We start from the raw sequence: 19,671 nt of genomic DNA on the forward strand, positions 1-19,671 counted from the left end.
TCCGGGTGATTTATTTGCCGATGCCTTCGGAGAGGCCGCGGATGAAGTACCGCTGTGCGGCGAAGAAAAGCAGGACGATCGGCAGGGCCGAGATCGTCATCGCCGCGAAGACGACGCCGTAATTGGTGCCGTTCTTGGACATCAGCGAGGTGAGGCCGACGGGCAGCGTCTGCACCGCCGATCCGTTAGTGAAGACCATCGCGAACAAATACTCGTTCCAGGCGAATAGAACGTGGAGGATGATGCAGGAGATGATGATCGGCTGGCACAGCGGCAGGGTGATACGCCAGAAGATCTGCCCCTCGCTGGCGCCGTCGATGCGGGCCGCCTCGTCGAGATCCTTCGGCAGCCCAAGCATGTAGGCGCGGATCAGGAAGGTGCTGAACGGAATCCGGAACGCCGTGTAGAGGATGATCAGCGCCCAGTAGGTGTTGTAGAGGCCGATCGCCTGCAGCATCCGCACCAGCGGAATCAGCGCCACGGTCGGACTGAGCATGAGGCCGCCAAGGACCAGGCCGACGACAAGCGGCTTGCCGGGCATTGGCGTTCGCGTCAGCCCGTAGGCGGTCCAGGCGCTGATCAGCACCGTGCAGATCGCTGAAGCGACGGTCACCAGCAGGCTCGAGACCAGATAGTCGCGGACGCCCCGGTTCCAGGCCTGCACATAATTGCCCCAGGTCCACCGCGACGGCAGCGCGAACGGGTCGCCGAAGATCTGCCCATTGTCCTTGAAGCCGTTGAGCGCCATCCAGACCAGCGGATAAAGCACGACGATGCCGAGACAGATCAGGAACGAGTACAGAAAGGCTTTCGCAAGAGCGCTCCCGAAGGTCGGGCGCGCGGTCCGCCCGCTGGCCGCCATCACCGTCACAGCTCGACCCTCCGGCGCCTGGTGTACCAAAGCTGGGCCGCTCCGGTGATCATGGTCACGGCGAAGATCACGGCGGCGATCGCGGCGCCGTAGCCGAAATTGTTTTGAATGAAGCCCTGCTGGTAAAGCCATGTGCCAAGCACCTGGCTGCGATTATTGGGCCCGCCGGCGGTCATGACCATGACCTCGTTGAACACCTGGAACGCGCCGGTGATGGTGACGATGATCATCAGGCCGGTCATCTCGCGGGTCAGCGGCAGCGTCACGCTCCACAGCCTGCGTAGCGGCCCGGCTCCGTCCATGACGGCGGCATCATAGAGATCGCGCGGAATTTTCTGAATGGCGATCGCAAACAGGAGCGTCGAGTAACCGAAGCCCTGCCATTGGCTCATCGCGATGATCGCGTAGATCGCCGTATGCTCGCTGCCGAGCCAGGGTTGGATGAGCTGTTCCAGACCAATGCGCCTGAGGCCGGCATTCAAGAGCCCGATATCCGGCTGGTAGATGAAATAGAACAGGAGACCGGTTACGGTGATCGAGATCGCGGAAGGGATGAAATAAATCGCACGCCAGAAGCGCCTTTGCCGCTCGCTGCCCAGCCCCTCGATCAGCGCCGCCAGGACGAAGGCACCACCAACTTGAAAGATGATCGAGATCAGGGCGTAGAGCGTGTTGTTCCACAGCGCCACCCAGACGACCGGGTCATGCAGCAGCCGCTCATAATTGGCGAGGCCGATATTCGTGGTCTCGCCGGTAAAGATATCCTCGTCGGTGGTGCTGACGATAAAGTTGTCGACGATCGGGTAATAGACGAACCAACCGACCAGGATCACGGCGCCGGCGACCCAGCGGAGCGAGCTCCAGTGGCGGAACGGCCGGCCGGCTTTCGCCGCCGGCTCGCCCGCGGCGTTGCTCAAGGGAGCGCCTTCCATTCTGGCCAGACCGGGATTCGCCATCGGCCTATTTCGACGACGCGGCGGCCTGCTTGACCTGCTCCATCACCTGCTCAGGCGTCATGGAGCCGCCGGTGAGCGCCTGGAGGCTGGAAAGCCACGCGGAGGCCACGCGCGGCGGGTTCACCGTGTCCAGCCATGGCATCAGGTAGGAAGCGGAGGCGATCTCCTTGAGGCCGGCCACCACCGAAGGGTTCATGTTGGCTTCCGAAGCCCCGCCGATGGTCGCGCTGGGCTGCCCATAGGGTGGGGCCGAGAGCACCTGGCCATTCTGCCTGGACGTAACGAATTTCATGAAGTCGATCGCCAGCGGGATGTTTTTGGAGGCAGAGCTGATCATGTAGCCTTCCGGCGCGCCTTCGATCGCTTTCACGTCGCCTTTTGCGCCATTCGGCGCAGGCAGCGTGAAGAAGCCCAGATCGGACACTTTCAAAGCGGAATCCGCCGACGCGCTCTGATCGAACTCGATGATCTCCTGGTAGTACATGGCCGATTTCGTGTTGCTGAAGGTCTGGATGGCCGACGAATATGAGGTGCCGTTCACCGAGGCGCCGCCATCCGTGCAACTGTCGATGATCTGCTTGTATTGGGTGAGCGCGGCGACATAGCCCGGGTCGCTATACTCCGCCGTGCCCGGGTCGAAATCCTTCTCGAGTACCGCCTGCGGGACGTCGTAGGCGAGCAGCTGCCCCACATAGTGGATTGCCGGCCAGGCTTCCTTGTTGCCGAAAGAGATCGGCGTCATGCCCGATTTCCGGATCGTCTCGCAGGAGGACAGGAGCTCCTCGAAGGTCTTGGGCGCGCTCAGGCCGAGCTTGGAGAAAGCCTGCTTGTTGTAGCCCATGAATTTTGCGTCGAGATAGAGCGGAATGCCGTAGTATTCGCCGTTGTACATGAAGGCCTGAACGGCCGCCGGTGTCAGTGTCTTGCCCCACTCGGTATCGGGGCCGATGACCGGGGTCAGGTCGACGGCGCGATGGCCGCGCACGAAGTTTCCGCCCCAGCTGCCGGTCCAGGAAAAGTAGATGTCCGGGAGCGAGTTCGACGCGACAAGCGTTTTGGTCTTGTCCTTGACGCTGTCGTCGCTTTCCTGGATGAGTTCGACTTTCACGCCGGGATGAAGCTTCTCATAATCCTGGGCGACGCCGACGAAGTAGGGCGCCAGCTGCTGCGCGCCGAACTTCGTCAGGACCGACAGCGTTCCCTGGTAATCGACCTTTGCGTTCGGATCGGCCTGGACCGCCTCGGCGCCGACACCTGGTCCCACTGTCAGGCCCAGTGCCGATGCCGCGGCCAGCGCGGCGATTGCCGCCTGTGTTGAATATTTCATGATCAGTTCCCTTCTTCGTTTTTGTGAGGTGAGGTGATCAGTATTCGACGCGCTTGTAGTAGCGGCGCGTCGTCAGCGGGTGATTGCGCAACACTTCCAAATGCGCGCTTACGCGTTCCAGCAACGTCGCAAGCACGATCGGCGAGATGAGCTTGCGAACAGCAGGCGAGATACCGGGCAGTTCAACCGACGCGGCATCGAGAACGTGCACCTTGTCGGTGTAACGCTTGATGAAATTTTCGACGCGATCACCCAGCGGACGGCTGGCATCTTCCCCCTTGAAGAGGAATACGCTCACACCCGGTTCGACCAGCTCCAGCGTGCCGTGGAAGAAGTCGGCGGCATGGACCGGTCTGGTCCTGATCCACTGCATCTCTTCCAGAATGCACATGCCGTAATAATATGCTTGCGGCCAGACGGAGCCGGCGCCGGTGAAGATGTGATAGGTTTCGTTCTTGATCGTGTCGGCGAGTTTTGCCGCGCTGTCTTCGTAGGCCGCCTTTGCCCCAGCCAGCAGGTCAGGCAGTCTTTTGAGCTCGGCCACCGTGGCGTCGAAGTCCTCGTACTCGCCGCGCTCGGCCAGCAGTGCCAGCACAATCAGCAGCGACTGCAGATAGAAGGATTCCGAAGAGGTGTCGTCCTCCGCGAAGTTCGTGAAGGTGAAATCGGCTTCCCTGGCAAGTGGCGTGTCGGAATGGCCGGTGAGCGAGAGCGTGCGCACGCCTTTCTGCTTCAGGAAGGAAAGCAGCTGCACGCTTTCCCTGGTCGTGCCCGACAGCGAGGGAATGACCACGAGCGACTTCCGGTCCAGCCCGGCCGGCGGATCAAGCACGACCTGCGCCGGATATTCTCCCCGCACCGGAAAGTTCGTACGGCGCTCGGCCAGCTCGATCGCCGGAAGGGTCAGAAGCTGCACGCCGCCGGTCCCCATGAAATAGAGCCGCTCGACGCCCTCGCCGAGCAGCCGGTGCATGAGCGCCCTCGCCTCCTCGGCGAAGGAGACGGCTCCGCTCTGGATCTTGATGAAGCGGTCTTTGTCAAAGTTGAGCATGCAGGTCTTCCTCGTATTTTCGCTCCGGCAGGGCGTCCGTTCGTTGCAGGTGCGCCGCCGGTAGGTCGCCACGGCCATCATCGATCCGGCTGATTGTGAGATCGATCTCACATATTTAACGCACGCATTGCAGAGGTTGGCAAGTCCCCTCGTCGGACGACTTCGCGGAAGAGCCTACTGGATCGGGCGATCAGCGCCGGTGCAGCCGCGAGACCGAGCCGCGAACAATGAGACGCGTCGGGAAGCGCGTGTGGCGCGGGGCCAGCTTCTTGCCCGCCAGACGTTCGAGCAGCATTTTGGCGGCGAGCGGCCCTATTTCGGATGTGGGCTGCGCAATGACGGTGATCTGGGGATCGGTGAAGGTGGCGAGGTTGAAATCGTCGAACCCCACCAGCGAAACATCCTGCGGGATCGACAGTCCCATCGAGCGCAGGCCGAGCAACGCGCCTTGGGTCATCAGGCTGTCCACTGTGAACAAGGCGGTCGGGCGATCACCGCGGCTGAACAGCCGGATGGTGGCTTCGATGGCGTGTTCCACGGTTGATCGCGACACACTGACCAGCGAGGCGTCCAAGGCAATGCCGTGCGATTCAAGCGAATTCTGGTACCCGGCAAACCGCTCCTGCGCGGTGAAGATGCGCGATTCGTCCCGCAACAAGCCGATACGCTCGTGACCGTTGGCGACCAGATAGTCCACCGCCTCGCGCGCGCCGCCTTCGTTATCGACGATGACGCTGTCGCAGTGCACCTCCTTGACGACACGATCGATCAGCACGACCGGCGTGCCCTCACGTGCGAGCTGAACGATATGCTGGCTGTCCGTCGCGGAGGTCGGTGCGAGAATGAAGCCGCGAATGCTGAGCGAGCGCAGGCTCTCGAGCAGATCCTTTTCCTGTTCGACGTTCTCTTCGCTGCTGGCGATCAGAAGATTGTGGCGATGTCTGCGCAGTTCCGCCTCGATATCATGGGCGATGCGCGCGAAGAACGGGTTCTGGATGTCCCCGGGGATGAAGCCGACGATCGGCAGTTGTCCGCTGCGCAAGGCCTGCGCGACGAGATTGGCCCGATATCCCAGTTTCTCGGCCGCTTCCAGCACACGCAACGCCGTCCCGTCGCCAACATAGCCATAGCTGTTGAGCGCCCGCGCTGCCGTGGCGCGCGAAACGTTGGCCGCGGCGGCAACGTCCTTCAGGGTGATGCCTTTCTGCGCCACGATCGTTGTGCTCCCAAGACCTGGGCATTGGCGCAGGCCGCCCTTCGACAGGGCTTTGAGCAGCTCTTGTGCCGCATATTGGTGCCTTGCTGCAACAGGTGCCGAACTCCGGCCGGCTACCGACCTTCGGAGCTCGCGGGCACGGACGGTGGCAAGGCTGCGGAGCGCTTCCTCACGCAAACCGGGCTGGCCGGAAATCGGCCAGCAACGGGTGTTCATTTCCGGTGGCGATCTCGCCTGCAAGCAGTTCGCCGGCGATCAGCCCGAGCGTCGCGCCACTGTGGCTGAAGGCGACGTAATATCCCTCAACGTCGTTCAGCCGGCCGAGCACAGGCTCGCCATCCCCCGGGATCGGCTTGGGGCCGACGCCGTAGCTCTCCAACTCCAGCTTCGGATTGCCCTCAAGCACCTTCGAGGCCTCTTCGAGGAGCCCCTGGAGGGTCGAAGCCTTGACGCCATAAGTGCCGTCGGAATTGACGATTACCTCTTCTTCGGACCATGCGGAATCGAGTGCGAGAGCTCCGTCCGGCGTCGGGCGAACGGCAACGCGCGGCGTATTGAGGACCGCCCGAAGTGGCAGAGCCGCGGGCTTGGTTCTGACCAGCAAGGCGATCGGCGTTCCGTCGGGGATGTGCTGGCCGGTTTGCGCCACCGTACGCGGCACCTCGCTGCCCGTGGCCAAAAGCACCGCATCGGCGGCAAACGTGGCGCCAGTCTCCGTCGCGACCCCAGTGGCGCGCCCCGCCGAGAGTGTCACCGTTGCGCGCCCGGCGTCGGTGACGAGCTGACCGCCCCGTTCCACGAATTCCGCAACTAGCAGTTTGATCAACGTCGGCAGATCGACCCAGCCCTCACCCGGGTTGAAGATCGCGCCCTGGGGCGTGACGGCGTTTATCGCGACGCCAGGCGTGGCTGAAGGGATGTCGCTTGGGCGCAAATGCCGTGCGTCATATCCGAGGCTCTTTTCATAGGCAAAAGCTCCCATGATTTCATTCGAGCCGTCGTCCGCATCCCAGGTCAATCCACCGTCGAAACGCAGCCAGGCAGCATCTGGGTATTTTGCCGACAAGGTCCGGTACCGGTCGATGCCGATCATACGCAGCCGATGATACTCAGCGGAGCGCATGCGTGCGGAGTTGAGCCAGGCGAGCGAGCGGCCGGACGCTCCACTGGCCAACGGCCCGTTATTGACGAGGATGGTTTGGATGCCGAGCCGCGACAGATGAAGCGCGGAGGAGACGCCGAAAATACCGCCGCCGACAACGACGACTTTCGAGACCAGGTGTGTAGGCATGGAAGGTTCTTTCGCTGTGGAGAATGAATCGTGGGAGCGGACCGGGTCGTCCTGGCTTCTTCGAATTCAGAGCACTTCGGCCAGGAAGTGCTTTAGACGCGTGCTCTTGGGGGTGTCGAAAATCGCTGCCGGTGGGCCGGCCTCAATGACGCGGCCTTCGTCCATGAAAATGACTTGGTCCGCGACCTTGCGGGCAAAGCCCATTTCATGGGTCACGACGACCATCGTCATGCCGCGCTGACCGAGGTCCGCCATCAGGTTGAGGACGCCTTTGACCAGTTCGGGATCAAGCGCGCTGGTCACTTCATCAAACAAAATGACCTCCGGATTCATTGCAAGCGCGCGGGCGATTGCCACACGCTGCTGCTGACCGCCGGAAAGACTGCCGGGGCGATGATGTTTACGCGCGGCAAGGCCGACATCTGCAAGACGTGCCTCGGCGATGCGTTCGGCTTCCTGCGCCGGAATGCCCCTGACCTTGGTCAGTGATAGTGTGACGTTTTCAAGGGCGGTGTGATCCGGGAATAAATTGAACTGCTGAAACACCATGCCGACGCGCCGCCGTAGCTTCTCGGGTTTCATAGCCAAGATGCTCGCCCCATCGAGCAACACCTCGCCGCCCTTGGGTTCGACCAGACGATTAATGCAACGCAAAAGGGTCGACTTGCCTGACCCCGAGGGACCGATGATGCAGGTGACTGTACCCGGCCTGACCGTCAGGCTTACGCTCTTGAGAACGTCGAGCTCCCCATAGGCCATATCCAGGTTGCTGACGACGAGGCTGCCGCCCTTGAACAGGGGACGCACCGAACCTGCCTCTGAAGTTCGACCGCTGACGGCGCCTTGCAGTTCGCTCACCTCGGCCAGGCCACTTGTGGCCGCGCCAGCTTTTTGCTTTCCAGTCCGCAGCCGGTTGTCGATGTGATTGACCACATGGGTCAACGGCACGGTTATGACCAGATAGAAGACGCCCGCCAGCAGCAACGGTGACAGATTTCCGGTGACCACCGCCTGGTCCTGACCGACACGGAAAATCTCGCGCTCCGATGCGAGCAGGCCGAGGAAATAGACGAGGCTCGAATCTTTGACATTGCCTATGAACTGGTTGACCAGGGCCGGCAGGACGCGCCTGATGCCTTGAGGGACCACGATCAGGCGCATGGCTTGGCCGTAGCTCATGCTGAGCGCCCTGCCGGCTTCCATCTGGCCGCGCTCGACGCTCTGGATGCCGGACCGGAAGATCTCGCCGATATAAGCGCCAGCGATCAGGCTGAGCGCAAGAATGCCTAGCGGATACGGCGAAGGGCCGAAGATTTCGCGGCCGATGCGAGCAAAGCCCTGGCCGATCAGCAGGATCGTGACGATAGCCGGAAGACCCCGGAAGACATCCGTATAGATCCGGGCCGGAATGCGCAGCCAACGCGATTGCGAAATGCCCATGATCGCCAGGACCATGCCCATTGCGATGCCGAGCACCGTTGAAGCAGCCGCAAGGATCAGGGTGTTTTTCAACCCGATGGTAATCATGCTCGGCAGCACGTCAGCCATGGCCTGCCAGTCGAGAAAACTGCGACGCAGGTTCTCAAGCCAGTTCATGCGATCCCCTTCTCATTGCGCTGAGCATCCGAACTTATAGACGTGCGGCCCGCGAGGTTCCAGCCGTCGGTGGGAATCGGCGGCCGGAGCGGTCACTTCTTGGGGAGATACTGATCGGGCATCGGTGAACCAGGGAACCACTTTTCATAAAGTGTCTTCCACGTGCCGTCCTGCATGGCTGCGTGCAGGGCCGTGTTGAGCGCGTTGCGTAGCTTGTCGTTGCCTTTGCGAATGACGAAGCCTGCCGGCGCGTCGAACGAAGGTATATTGACCGCAATCTTTAGGTCCGGGTAGCGCTGGCCATAGTCCTTGGCCGCTTCGTAATCGAGAAAATGAGCGTCGACCGTGCCGTTGTTGAGCGCCGAGACGGCCGAGTTGTTGTCGGGAAATTTGACCAGATCGGTGCCGATGAAATTCTTCGCGGCATAAATTTCCTGCAGTGTGCCCTGCACGACGCCGAGACGCTTGCCCTTGAGCCCGTCAGCCGATGTGATCGTCTTGTCGGCGGTCAGCACCGACAGATAACCGGCGAGATAGCCATCCGAAAAATCGACCGTCTTCTTGCGCGCTTCCGTCGTGCCGATCGCGGCCACCGCGACGTCGAAGCGGCCATTGGCAACCGATGGCATCAAAGCCGAGAACTCCTGGCCGGTGAAGATCACCTGATCCGGCTTGAAGCCAAGGCGGCTCGCCACGTTCTGGAACAGTTCCACGTCAAAACCCGTGAAAGTGCCATCGGCCTGGGTAAAGGCGTAAGGCTTCGCATCGCCCATCGTGCCGACGCTGACGACCTTGGCGTCGATCAGACCATAGGGATTGTCTTCCGCCGCGGTGGCCTGCGAAACAGAAGCTGCTGCGACACACGCGATTGCGAGAGCCACTGCGCCCCGCCGAGCCGGCCACATCAGCCATTTGATCATTTCGAACTTGTTCACGTCTCTCTCTCCACTCTGAAGGTCTGTTTTTCTTGGCATTCACTTGAGACCGCTTTCAGCCGCCTCGTATTCCGGCGCCGGGCAGAATCCTCGCGTTCAGCCCTATCGCAAAAGAGACCGGTTTCTGCGATAAGAGACCGGTCTCTTTACTAAAACTACCGCCCGATTGACCTGCCGTCAACATTTCTTGTAGTCGTTCTAGAGATGACGAAAGTCCCATCCAGTGCCCGCCCCAAAACGGTCGCCGACGTTGCCCGAGCAGCGAACGTCTCCAAGGCGACGGCCGCCCGCGTGTTGGGCGGCTATGGCGTCGTCAGCGACGCCATCCGGGCGAGCGTCACAGCAGCCGCCAAGGCTCTCGATTATCGGCCTAACGAGCTCGCCCGCAGCATGACGACCGGCAGGTCGGGGATCATAGGGGTGGTCGTCGGCGATATCGAAAATCCGTTCTTCAGTCTCGCCGTACGCGGCATCAGCGATGCGGCCAAAGCTTCCGGCTTCAATGTCATTCTGGCGAACTCCGGCGAGAAGATCGAAGCGGAAAAGGCGGCTGTAAGGCTGCTGATCGGCAAGCGGGTCGACGGGCTGATCGTAACGCCCTCTGAGTCACGCGACATAACCCATCTGCGCGATATCCATCGCTCCGGTCGGCCGCTTGCCCTGCTTGACCGAGCCCTGCCCGACCTCGATGTCGACACTGTCACGGTTGACGATCGCGAGGCCGCCATACGGGCAACCCAGGTGCTAATAGGCGCCGGCCATCGAAACATCGCCTATGTCACGGCAGTGGAAGCCAATGGTCACGAATATGTCGATCTCCGGCAAATCTACACATCCTCGGTCCGTGAGCGCATCGACGGCTTCCTTAGTGCGTGCAGAGACGCCGGAGTAGACCGACCTGAGCGCCATGTCCGGCTCGGCGCGACAAGCTCCGAGGCGACACGCAGGCTCGCGGACGAAATGCTTTCCCATCCCGGGCGACCGACCGCGATCCTTGCCTCTGACAGTGTGATTGCGCTGGAAATCCTGCGGACTATTCGTCAACGCGGCATGAGGATTCCCGACGACGTTTCGCTGATCACCTTTCACGATGCGGACTGGACCGGTGTCACAACTCCGCCGATCACCGTCATCGATCAGCCGGTCTATGCACTTGGCCATAGCGTAGCGGAATTGCTCATTCGCCGCCTGAAAGGCCAGATCCAACCGCCGGAAAGGCTGGTCCTGCCGACCGCGATCATCACGAGAGGCTCGGTAGGTCCCCCACATCCGTGAGTCCACGACGGTTGCCTCTAGCGGTCACGTTTCATGCGGTGGTCGCCGTGTCCTTTGTTCGAATTCGAGGCGAAGATGTGTTGCGCTATCACTCTTACCGCACGTTCTCTTGCCATGTTGCGGAGCGGCCCCGCCCGGGGGTCGTGGTTCCAAGAGATGACGAGAAAAGCCGCACCTTACCCAGGTCACCTGGCGGACATCCAACCAGAAGCGACTTGGGAAAGTGTGGTCGCAGCGCACAGCGAGCGGTCATGTCCGCCCACCTTAGTCCCGAGAGGCTGTTGTCGACACGAGGACTGCGAGCGGGGGCAGTACAACGCGCCATTGCCTTGACGCCACAACGGGCACCGCTCTTGGCTAGCCATTCGTGCATACAGCATTGAAAGAACTCGTCTGATGACGCCGGCGTGGCGTCCTGCCGTCTGGACGCCCTTGAAGCGAGACTGCCTGCTTCCGCCACTGCGGAACCAAGGCGAGCGTTCATCATTCCTTGCTGGAAGGGATGACATTCAGCACACAGGAAATATTGTCATGAAAGCTTTGATCCTGGGAACCCTGGCGCTTTGCCTTGCGGCCCCGACCATCTCTTCGGCCGCCGAGGCTGACGTGGTGATCTCCACCCATAACCGGCATCACCATAGCGCCGTCGTGTACAATGATGAGGGAGGTCGTTTTCATCACCGACATCACGGCCAAATGGCGTCCTATGACAATGGAGATCGTGCGTGGCGACGCCGCCACCACCGCCCTGACACCGTTATCGTGAGGAGCTCCGACCACCGGCGCCACCATGGCGCCACCGTCGTGTACAATGATGAGGGAGGTCGCCTTCATCACCGACATCACGGCCAAATGGCGTTCTATGACAACGGCGATCATGCCTGGCGTCACCGCCACGGCCACCGCGACACCGTCACGGTGACGAGTTCCGTCCACCGTCATCACCAAAACCGTCCCGTGATCATTCAGCAGGACAGCGGCGACAACGACTAACCGCCTGCGGACCCCGGCTCCGTGCCGTCAAGGAAGGAGCCGGGTCAATCATGCTGATGCAGGCCAACCATACCACTGGAACGGCGTTCAAGGGGGTGCCAGAGGTGGCAGTTCTAGTCCTTATCAACGATGGAGCTGGTGGGGTCGCCGCCCTCGATGACATTGCCGCGACGGTGCATAGCGGTTTGCTGAAACGCGGATTCGAAGCAGAGGTTAAACTGGTGGCGGGCGACCAGATCAGCGAAGCCGCCTCGCGATTTGTCCGCCAAAAGGCAGGGTCGGGTGAAAACATTCTGGTCGTAGGCGGCGGGGATGGCACCCTCAGCTCTGCCGCGGGCGTTCTCGCCGGGACTGAGGTGGCCATGGGTGTTCTTCCGCTTGGCACCCTCAATCACTTTGCAAAGGACCTCGGCGTACCACTGGAACTTGACGCGGCGATGGATGTAATCGCGGCGAGACGTCCGGCGCTTGTCGACGTCGCGGAGGTGAACGGCCGTATTTTTTTGAACAACTCGTCCATCGGGCTCTATCCATTCTTTGTCGCGGAGCGTTCCGCAGAACAGCGGCGACGAGGAGTGGGGAAACTAGCGGCAATCGGTCCCGCTCTTGTGCGGACATTCAAGGCGGTATCTTGGCAGTCTGTGCGTATCAGCGCCGACACGGGTGGGGACCAGGTGCTGACACCGTGCGTGTTCGTCGGCAACAATTTCTACGACGCCGGCGATTTCGGCCGCCGCAAAAACCTGTCGGCACGAGAACTGTGCGTTTATGTCATCAGGCAGCGAACGTGGTTCGGGCTGGCATTGCTCCCGTTCAAGATCGCGCTTGGGATAGTCGATACCCGCTCCGACTTGGAAATGCTTCGGGCATCGAAGATCAAGATCACCTCTACCAAAAGAGAGACCCTTGTTTCGGTGGACGGAGAGGCCACGACGATGAAGATGCCGCTGCACTTTCAAATTCGACCGGCGGCACTAAAGGTCCTTGCCGTCCGGCAGCCGGATACGAAGTAACAGAAGGCGGAGGTTTTCTTGCAAACGCTTGTGCACCTGTCGGACCTCCATTTCGGCACGGCGGACACGTGCATAGTAGATGCCATTGGCGCCGAGGTCCGGGCATGCAAACCAGATTTGGTGGTTATATCGGGTGATCTGACCCAACGAGCTCGCCGGGCAGAATTCCGGCAAGCACGAGAATTCCTCGATGCGCTTCCGACCCCACAAATCGTTGTGCCCGGCAATCACGACGTGCCGCTCTTCAACGTCTTGGCGCGAACGCTCACGCCTCTTGCTCGCTACAAGCACTATATCCAGGCAGACACGGACCCGTTTTTCGCCAATGACGAACTCGCAGTCGTCGGCATCAACACTGCGCGGTCCTTTACAATCAAGGACGGCAGGATCAATGCCGGCCAGCTTGCGGCCATGACTGCCCGATTTGCGGGCCTGGCTGACGAAATCACCAGGATAGTCGTCACCCATCACCCGTTCGAAGGGCGCACATTCGGCCACGAAGGCGGAGTCGTCGGACGAGCCCAAATGGCGATGGAGGCGTTCTCGCAAAGCCGCATCGACGTTATCTTGTCGGGCCATCATCACCTCCAGCAAGCCAATCTCAGCACCGTGCGTTATGCGAAAGGGCCCTATGCAGCATTGCTCATACAGGCAGGCACGGCGGTCTCGACGCGCCGTCGCGATGCGGCGAACTCGTTCAACGTAATTCGCGTTGAACGTCCCCGGATTCACCTTGAATGTCGTGCTTGGCAGGAGCAGGCAAAACAGTTCTACACTTCGGCGATTTATTCGTTCCGTTCGGGCCCAAAGGGATGGGCGCTGGACGAAGCGTCACCAGGGCCGCGCCTGAAACCTGACAGACGATAAGACCCGTCACGATGGTTGATGGCGAGCGCCTCCCATCGGCAAACTTGGCCAGTGAAGAATTTCACGCTTTGGACTGCCTCGACATCGCACTAACCCAATGCTCCCGATTGCAGGCACGGATCGGTTTATCGTTGCGGCGTGAGAACGCGATCTCACGGCGCCTCAGCAGCAGCGTTCGGGGACGGAATGATATTGACGAGACTTGGGCGCCCCCTAGCTACAATGGATGGAGATCAACCCGCTTTCTTCGTCGAACGGCTTCCTGCGGGGCTTTCGCAGTGATGCTATGTGGTTGATCGCATCATTGCTTGTGGCCGGCGGCCTTGTCCTCGGGTTCAGCCTCCTGGCAGAAGAAGTTATCGAGGGCGACACGACCGGGTTCGACCGGACCATACTCATGGCGTTTCGAAGCGCCGACGATCCAACAAACCTCATTGGCCCGCCGTGGCTGGAGGAAATGGGCCGCGACGTCACGGCCCTCGGCAGCGTTGCCTTCCTGGGGTTTGTATCCCTGGCGGCCATAGGTTACCTGCTGATCACTCGTAAGCGCAGATACGCTTGGCTGGTCAGCGCCGCCGTGGCTGGTGGAGAGGTCCTGAGCACCGTTCTGAAGGTCGCCTTCGACCGCCAGAGGCCCGACATTTTGCACACCACGAGGGTCTTCACCGCCAGCTTTCCGAGCGGCCACGCGATGTTGTCGGCCGTCACTTTTCTCACGCTGGGAGCTTTGCTTGCCAAGGCAAGTCCTGATCGACGGGTGAAGGGATATTTCGTTGGCCTCGCGGTGTTCCTGACCATCATGGTCGGCATCAGTCGGATCTATCTCGGCGTTCACTACCCCACTGATGTGCTTGCAGGATGGTGCGTCGGATCAGCTTGGGCAATCCTTTGCTGGTCGGCGGTCCATTGTATCGAACAGCGGCGCGGGTCCTGATCCGCCCAGCCTGGCTGTGGGACGCCCTTGCATTCGTGCAAGATCAAGCCGAGCCTACCACTCCGCGACAACGAGAGGGCTATCCCGCGGCCGGCCATTTGCGAGATTGCGCGAAGGCTTCCAAAGCCTTGGCATCCATCGGACGGCCAAGCGCGTAGCCCTGCAGCAGGTCGCAGCCGAGCTCGTTCAAGATGCGCGCATGCTCCATCGTCTCGACGCCCTCGGCCACCACTTCGATGCCGAGCGATTTGCCAATCTCGATGATGGATGACACCAAACGCCGTTGCGGCAGCGAGCCGGTGATGGGTGTGATCAGCTGGCGATCGATCTTCAGTCGGCGCGGCTGAAGCTTGAGCAGACTGACGATCGAGGCGTAGCCGGTGCCGAAATCGTCGATCTCAATGTCTATGCCGAGGTCCTTGATGTGCTCGATGTTCCACGCGACGAGGTCGTCATTCTCATCGAGGAAGATGGATTCCACAAGTTCGAAGGATACCGTCCCTGCGCGGATGTTGAGCTTGCGAAGACCATTGATCAGGTCCTTGTCCTCGAGCCGGCGTGCCGAGACGTTGACCGAAACGCGCGGAATGTTGAGGTGCTGAAGCTGCCAGCACTCAAAGTCGGCCAGCGCCCTTTTGAGGACCGTTCGGTCGATCAGGGCGACGACGTTCAGTTCCTCCGCGACCCTCAGGAAGACGGCGGGCGTCAGGATACCGCGCGTCGGGTGCTGCCAGCGGGCCAAGGCCTCCACGCCGACAATTTCCAACGTGCCGGCGTCAAACTGCGGCTGGTAGAAGACGATGAATTCGTTGCGCTCGAGGCCGGCCAGGATCTCGTCGGCGGTCCGCTTGGTCTCGACGATTTCGCTTTGCAGCTCCTCGTTGAAGAACTCGTAGCGGTTTCGGCCCCGGCTCTTCGCCCGGTAGAGGGCGAGATCGGCGTTGACCAGCAGTTGCCTTGCGTCGAGCCCCTCGCCCGAAGTCGCCGCAATGCCGATGCTGACGCCGAACCGGCACTGGTGGCCACGAAAATTGACGGGTTGCCGCATCTCTTCGATGATGCCGTCGGCCAGCGCGGCGAGGTCGTGATCGTCGCGCCCGCCGCAAATGACCACGAACTCGTCGCCGCCAATGCGCGCGACGAAGTCGGCGGCTCCGGCATTTGCCTCGATGACCTTCGAGGCATGCATCAGCATGGCGTCGCCGGCCGCGTGCCCGAGGGTATCGTTGATCTGCTTGAAGCGGTCGAGATCCAAATGCAGGAGCGCGGTTCGTTCTCCCCGACGCGCGCTCGTCGCCAGCATCTCGTCGAGATAGCGGCGGTTCGGCAGCCCGGTGAGCGAATCGTGCAGCGCCACATGTTCGATGCGCCCCTTGGCCATTTCAAGCTCAGCGTTCCTCAGTTCGGACAGCTGTCTTTCTCGTACGAGGTTTTCGTTGAGCACGACGTCGCTTGTGACGTCCCATTCGGCGCCTATCATCCTGGGCGTGTCGTTGCGGCCCTGGAAATAGGTCGCACGCGTGCGCACATGCCGGATCTCACCATTCGGGTGGACAATCCGGTACTGGGAGGAATAGGGGCCCTTTACCGCCGCCGCGGCATCGAAATCCTGCTGCGCCCTTTCGATGTCGTGCGGATGAATCGCTGAGGCCCAGTCATCATAGCCGCGTGGCTTCCGGTCAGCCGGCCTGCCGTAGATTTCGTTGACGCGGTCGTCCCACACCAGCTCGTTGGTGGCGATGTTGTGCTCCCAGACACCGATTCCCGACGCATCGAGCGCGAGTTCCAGGCGACCGGACAATCGCCTGAGCTCGGCGAAGTTTTTCTGCCTTTCGCCGAATAGCCGCCCCGCAACAAGAATGGGCAGCACCACAAGCGCGCCCGCCAATGCCATTATGGCCCGCAAGGCCCAGGCATTATTCGCTGACGCGCCCCAGCCACCCCTGGGAATGGCGGCGATCTGCCAGGAACCGGAGGGCAGATGTACCTCTGCGGCGACCGGGTCGGCACGCGTGACCCGCTCGCTACCGAAGAAGCGACCACCAGTCCCACCCAGGCCGTCTTTACCGGTCAGGGCGATCTCGATGTCGAGATCGGCGTCAAAAACGCCGCTTGCCTTGTAGAGGCGCTCAACGTCAACGACGACCGAGACGATGCCCCAGAAGCGCTCACCACCCCCCGCAGTTTTCACGAAGACCGGAAAGCGGCCGATGAAGCCTTGGCCGCCCTGCGCCAGGTCGACTGGACCAGCCAGGACCGGCACCCGCAGGTCGCGCGCCCTGAGCGCGGCGGTGCGTTGGGCATCGTTCTTGCGGTAATCGAGGCCGATGGCCTTCTCGTTGCCAGGCATTGGATACATCAGCGAGATAACGAGGTCCGGCGCGCCGGCGATGTTGCGCAACTGAGATTCCTGCTCGAACAGGTTGCTGGCCAGGGCCGCAAACCTCTGTTGCCCCATATCGGGCTCGGTCACGATGGCCGACACCAGGCCGCGCGTAAGCTGGAGATTGCCGTTGATGTTGCCTTCCAGCTTGGCCCTTATGATGTTTACCTTGGCCAAGACGTCGGCGCGCGCCAATTGGTCTGAAACGATCCTGTTTTCCCGGTCCGCCAAGACGGCGCAGATCACAAGCACCACAGAGGCGATTGCCGCCGGCAGGTTCGCTGAAGACAAAACGGACTGTCTCAACCGGCTGAGACTGGGTGCGGTGTTGGCCAATTGACCCAATACCTTTCTCGGGCAATACCCCTCGGCCGAGCCTAGTCGAAAGTACTTAAATTTGGTTTTCCGTCACGCCCGGTAATTTCAGCATCAGGCGGCGCGCTCAAGAGGGCGCGAAGCATTAGCGTCGTCGACATCGGCACTCTTGGAGCTGCGCTCCGCGACGAGCACTAACCGCCCGAACAAGCCAGACGAGACGCTTCCTGGGGTGCATTGATGGCTGGCAATCTTCTGGGGCGGCCGGCAGCTTGGGAGAGGGTCGTCGGCGCCCGACGCTCTCACTTTCGGTATCGCGCCATGATTGCGCTCAGCCAGCTGAACAGGCTGATTTCTTGCGGTTGCCGATCTACTTCCTGAATGGCCGTGCGCAGCGTGAGCTCCACCAGATCATCTGCAGCCTCGACGGATTGCGCTCGATAGGAGCGAGCGATAAATCTGAGTGCTGCTATCAGGCGTGGATCCGTTACGTCGCAACATTCATCTGCCGCAGTATGGGCAATTTGTCGGATACTGATTTGCTCTCTAAGCATAACTTCCATCCCCGTTCTGGACGAAAGCACCTGAGTCGACTTCCACATCCACGCCGGATTGATCGAACGAGGTATACGAAACTATGCCGGGCATCTGACCGCGCAAGATCAAATGATACGTGAAAGAGAGTTGGTATCAATCCGACAATCGAAATGGCCTCAGCCATTCACCCGCTGGCTCGTTCTCTGGTGTCGCAATATGCGACCGATCCGCAAATTCTGCCGGCCTGATTGAATGGTAATCACTTGGATTTGCTGGCTGCTTTTGCGTTTTGTCCGCTTGGAGCGGATGTCTTGGCATCTTTTGAATGCGCCGCCACTGCCGGACCAGCGCCGGTCGCCTTCCGCATGTCGCCGCTCGTTTTGGTTGAAGATGACTTGCTGCCAAACAGCCCTGCGAAGAACTTGCCAAGGGAACCCATGCCGCATCCTCCCACTACCCGGGACAACCCCAGAGGGATCTGAACTCCGATTACGGCTGAGGGTTCCATCGGTGGGTTAGCCAGATGTGGCCTGGGGAAGCCGGCTGGACACCGGGGTCGCTTTCCTCGACTCCTATGCGTTGATTGAACCTTCATCAGCGGTTTGCTGGGCTCTACCGCGAGCTAGTGCGTCGGTCCGTTTACGGCAGCCGAGCCATGGTGGGCTGAGTATGAATCAGCGCGTTGGCGACCGATCGTCCGTAGCTGCGTTGCCCGACCAAACACCGCGCGAGCCAGTGTGGAGGCATGGCGCAGACGAGATCGTCATCTTCGACGTCATCAGACGTCAGGTAGGCTGAGGTCTACAACCTGTCGCTTCTAACGTCGGTCCTGGTCTCCTGCGCCGTGGAAAAAGGATTGGAGTTCCTGCATGTCGACGCTTTCGTCGCCATCAGCGTCGACAGCGTTGAAGATTCGCCCGATGAAATCCTGAACCTCTGTCCGCGACAGCGTGCCATCACCGTCGGTGTCCATGATGGCGAACATGATTCTCATTTTGGCACCCTGCATCATGTCGGCGCCCGCCCTGCGGCCATGCCTCATAGGTGCCACATAACGATCGCCCGTTTCGTCGTCCTGAAGCCTCGGGCCGCTATGTCGCCAATCCCCGTCGCGGTCTCGATCCTTTGCTGTTCTCTCCTGCAGCATCTCATCCATCATCTCGCGCATCATTTGACGCATGGCTTGCTGGTTCTCTCCAGCTTCGCCCGCGGTCCGATCCTGGGCTGGTGGCGGAGGTTTGGGAGCATCCCCCGATTGAGCAAAGACCGACGAGGCGAGCATGGTGAACGCGGCGGCAAAAACCGCAGTTCTGACAAGTCGTGTCATTGGGTTCTCCTTTGTGATGCCACGCCGAGCAGCCCGGCGTACCGACCCAACCAGCAGCTCGGTTCATGGTTCCTGGGCGTGGACGCAAAAGCGGGCAACCTACGAGCGTGCGAGAAAAGTCCTGGCTGTCTTTGTCGCTTGGCCGCTGCGCAAATCTGGCGGGAAGTGACAAGATCGGCCTGCGTTCCCTTTGCCGAACGGCTCGAACATCGAAAGATGCGAAGATCCCGATCCCACGCCTGAATCCGGCTGGATGGATCCAACCAAGTCGGCGGTAACGGCATCGTCTCTGGCCGCGATCGCTCCCTCGGTGCCAGCCAAGCGTAACGTGCGGAGCGGGCAAGAAAGATGAAGCTACGGTCCAGCAGCCTGACGGCTGAGATGGGCGTGAAGCAGTCGGATGTTGCGATTGTTAGCCTTGTAGTACACGTCAAAGATGGATCCGAGGATGGGCACACTTCCCAACACGGTATCAAACAGCACGTTGGCCAGCATCCGAGCAACCAACAGCTTTCCAGCGCCGCACTTGCGGGCTCGCAGGACAATATAGGCCGAGACCAGGCCGGTTGCTGTATCGCCCAGCACGGGCACCAGGCCCACCAGCGCATCCAGTCCGAACCGAATGGCTGTTCCCGGGATGCGCCAGCGCGAATCAAGCAGCACTGACAAGAATTCCAGGTCGGCAATTTCCTTCGCGGTCTGGCGATCCACAACAGGCTTTTGGCTTGTCCCTACCTTTCCAGCTGGCCTTGCTTGCTCCAACCGACCTACTCGGCCTCGCACT

The 19,671-nt window shown here is 60.9% G+C and carries 18 protein-coding genes; 4 read left to right on the forward strand and 14 right to left on the reverse strand.

Annotation, left to right across the window (positions count from 1 at the left end; all coding sequences use genetic code 11):
* Positions 1-10: 10 nt before the first annotated feature.
* From FJ948_RS26275 to FJ948_RS26310, 8 genes are all read right to left on the reverse strand, one after another.
* Positions 11-862 (reverse strand): carbohydrate ABC transporter permease, encoded by an 852-nt coding sequence (locus tag FJ948_RS26275; RefSeq protein ID WP_140709711.1) that lies wholly within the window; start codon positions 860-862, stop codon positions 11-13.
* Between the two features lie 5 nt (positions 863-867).
* On the reverse strand, positions 868-1,788 hold the full coding sequence (locus FJ948_RS26280) for a sugar ABC transporter permease (RefSeq protein WP_224541788.1): 921 nt from the start codon (positions 1,786-1,788) through the stop codon (positions 868-870).
* A 43-nt stretch (positions 1,789-1,831) separates the two neighbouring features.
* Positions 1,832-3,154, reverse strand: a complete 1,323-nt coding sequence (locus FJ948_RS26285; RefSeq protein WP_140709616.1) for an ABC transporter substrate-binding protein — start codon at positions 3,152-3,154, stop codon at positions 1,832-1,834.
* 37 nt (positions 3,155-3,191) lie between these two features.
* Positions 3,192-4,205, reverse strand: coding sequence for an SIS domain-containing protein (locus tag FJ948_RS26290; protein ID WP_140709618.1), 1,014 nt, complete (start codon positions 4,203-4,205; stop codon positions 3,192-3,194).
* A 190-nt stretch (positions 4,206-4,395) separates the two neighbouring features.
* Positions 4,396-5,418 carry a LacI family DNA-binding transcriptional regulator gene (locus FJ948_RS26295; RefSeq protein WP_140709620.1) on the reverse strand — a complete coding sequence of 341 codons (1,023 nt, stop codon included), beginning with the start codon at positions 5,416-5,418 and terminating at the stop codon, positions 4,396-4,398.
* Positions 5,419-5,590: 172 nt separating this feature from the next.
* Entirely contained in the window at positions 5,591-6,712 is a 1,122-nt protein-coding gene (locus FJ948_RS26300; protein WP_140709622.1) for an FAD-binding oxidoreductase, read from the reverse strand.
* Between the two features lie 66 nt (positions 6,713-6,778).
* Positions 6,779-8,308 carry an amino acid ABC transporter permease/ATP-binding protein gene (locus tag FJ948_RS30960; protein WP_140709624.1) on the reverse strand — a complete coding sequence of 510 codons (1,530 nt, stop codon included), beginning with the start codon at positions 8,306-8,308 and terminating at the stop codon, positions 6,779-6,781.
* A 92-nt stretch (positions 8,309-8,400) separates the two neighbouring features.
* Positions 8,401-9,213 carry an ABC transporter substrate-binding protein gene (locus FJ948_RS26310; RefSeq protein WP_181173848.1) on the reverse strand — a complete coding sequence of 271 codons (813 nt, stop codon included), beginning with the start codon at positions 9,211-9,213 and terminating at the stop codon, positions 8,401-8,403.
* Between the two features lie 234 nt (positions 9,214-9,447).
* Between FJ948_RS26310 and FJ948_RS26315 the strand changes: the two genes are divergently transcribed.
* Complete coding sequence (locus FJ948_RS26315; RefSeq protein WP_140709626.1) at positions 9,448-10,518, forward strand: LacI family DNA-binding transcriptional regulator; 1,071 nt, start codon at positions 9,448-9,450, stop codon at positions 10,516-10,518.
* 483 nt (positions 10,519-11,001) lie between these two features.
* Here the strand turns inward: FJ948_RS26315 and FJ948_RS30405 are convergent, their stop codons facing one another.
* Positions 11,002-11,463, reverse strand: coding sequence for a hypothetical protein (locus FJ948_RS30405; RefSeq protein WP_181173839.1), 462 nt, complete (start codon positions 11,461-11,463; stop codon positions 11,002-11,004).
* Positions 11,464-11,561: 98 nt separating this feature from the next.
* Here FJ948_RS30405 and FJ948_RS26325 point away from each other — a divergent pair, with 98 nt between their 5' ends.
* The 3 genes from FJ948_RS26325 (at position 11,562) to FJ948_RS26335 (ending at position 14,325) form a co-directional block, all read left to right on the forward strand.
* On the forward strand, positions 11,562-12,524 hold the full coding sequence (locus FJ948_RS26325) for a diacylglycerol kinase family protein (protein WP_246677628.1): 963 nt from the start codon (positions 11,562-11,564) through the stop codon (positions 12,522-12,524).
* An 18-nt stretch (positions 12,525-12,542) separates the two neighbouring features.
* Complete coding sequence (locus FJ948_RS26330) at positions 12,543-13,391, forward strand: metallophosphoesterase (RefSeq protein WP_140709628.1); 849 nt, start codon at positions 12,543-12,545, stop codon at positions 13,389-13,391.
* A 226-nt stretch (positions 13,392-13,617) separates the two neighbouring features.
* A complete protein-coding gene (locus tag FJ948_RS26335; RefSeq protein ID WP_140709630.1) occupies positions 13,618-14,325 on the forward strand; it encodes a phosphatase PAP2 family protein in 708 nt (235 codons plus the stop codon).
* 79 nt (positions 14,326-14,404) lie between these two features.
* Here FJ948_RS26335 and FJ948_RS26340 read toward each other — a convergent pair whose 3' ends face one another.
* The 5 genes from FJ948_RS26340 to FJ948_RS26360 all read right to left on the reverse strand — a co-directional run bounded on the left by FJ948_RS26340 (position 14,405) and on the right by FJ948_RS26360 (position 19,598).
* The gene (locus FJ948_RS26340; RefSeq protein ID WP_181173849.1) at positions 14,405-17,014 is read right to left on the reverse strand and encodes an EAL domain-containing protein; all 2,610 of its coding nucleotides are present in this window, start codon (positions 17,012-17,014) and stop codon (positions 14,405-14,407) included.
* A gap of 311 nt (positions 17,015-17,325) precedes the next feature.
* Positions 17,326-17,586 carry a hypothetical protein gene (locus FJ948_RS26345; RefSeq protein WP_140709634.1) on the reverse strand — a complete coding sequence of 87 codons (261 nt, stop codon included), beginning with the start codon at positions 17,584-17,586 and terminating at the stop codon, positions 17,326-17,328.
* Between the two features lie 233 nt (positions 17,587-17,819).
* Positions 17,820-17,999 carry a hypothetical protein gene (locus FJ948_RS26350; RefSeq protein ID WP_140709636.1) on the reverse strand — a complete coding sequence of 60 codons (180 nt, stop codon included), beginning with the start codon at positions 17,997-17,999 and terminating at the stop codon, positions 17,820-17,822.
* A gap of 378 nt (positions 18,000-18,377) precedes the next feature.
* The gene (locus FJ948_RS26355; protein ID WP_140709719.1) at positions 18,378-18,887 is read right to left on the reverse strand and encodes an EF-hand domain-containing protein; all 510 of its coding nucleotides are present in this window, start codon (positions 18,885-18,887) and stop codon (positions 18,378-18,380) included.
* A gap of 354 nt (positions 18,888-19,241) precedes the next feature.
* Complete coding sequence (locus FJ948_RS26360) at positions 19,242-19,598, reverse strand: DUF4112 domain-containing protein (RefSeq protein ID WP_224541797.1); 357 nt, start codon at positions 19,596-19,598, stop codon at positions 19,242-19,244.
* Positions 19,599-19,671 lie beyond the last annotated feature (73 nt).

It is taken from the genome of Mesorhizobium sp. B2-3-12, assembly GCF_006442205.1.
Lineage (GTDB): Bacteria > Pseudomonadota > Alphaproteobacteria > Rhizobiales > Rhizobiaceae > Mesorhizobium.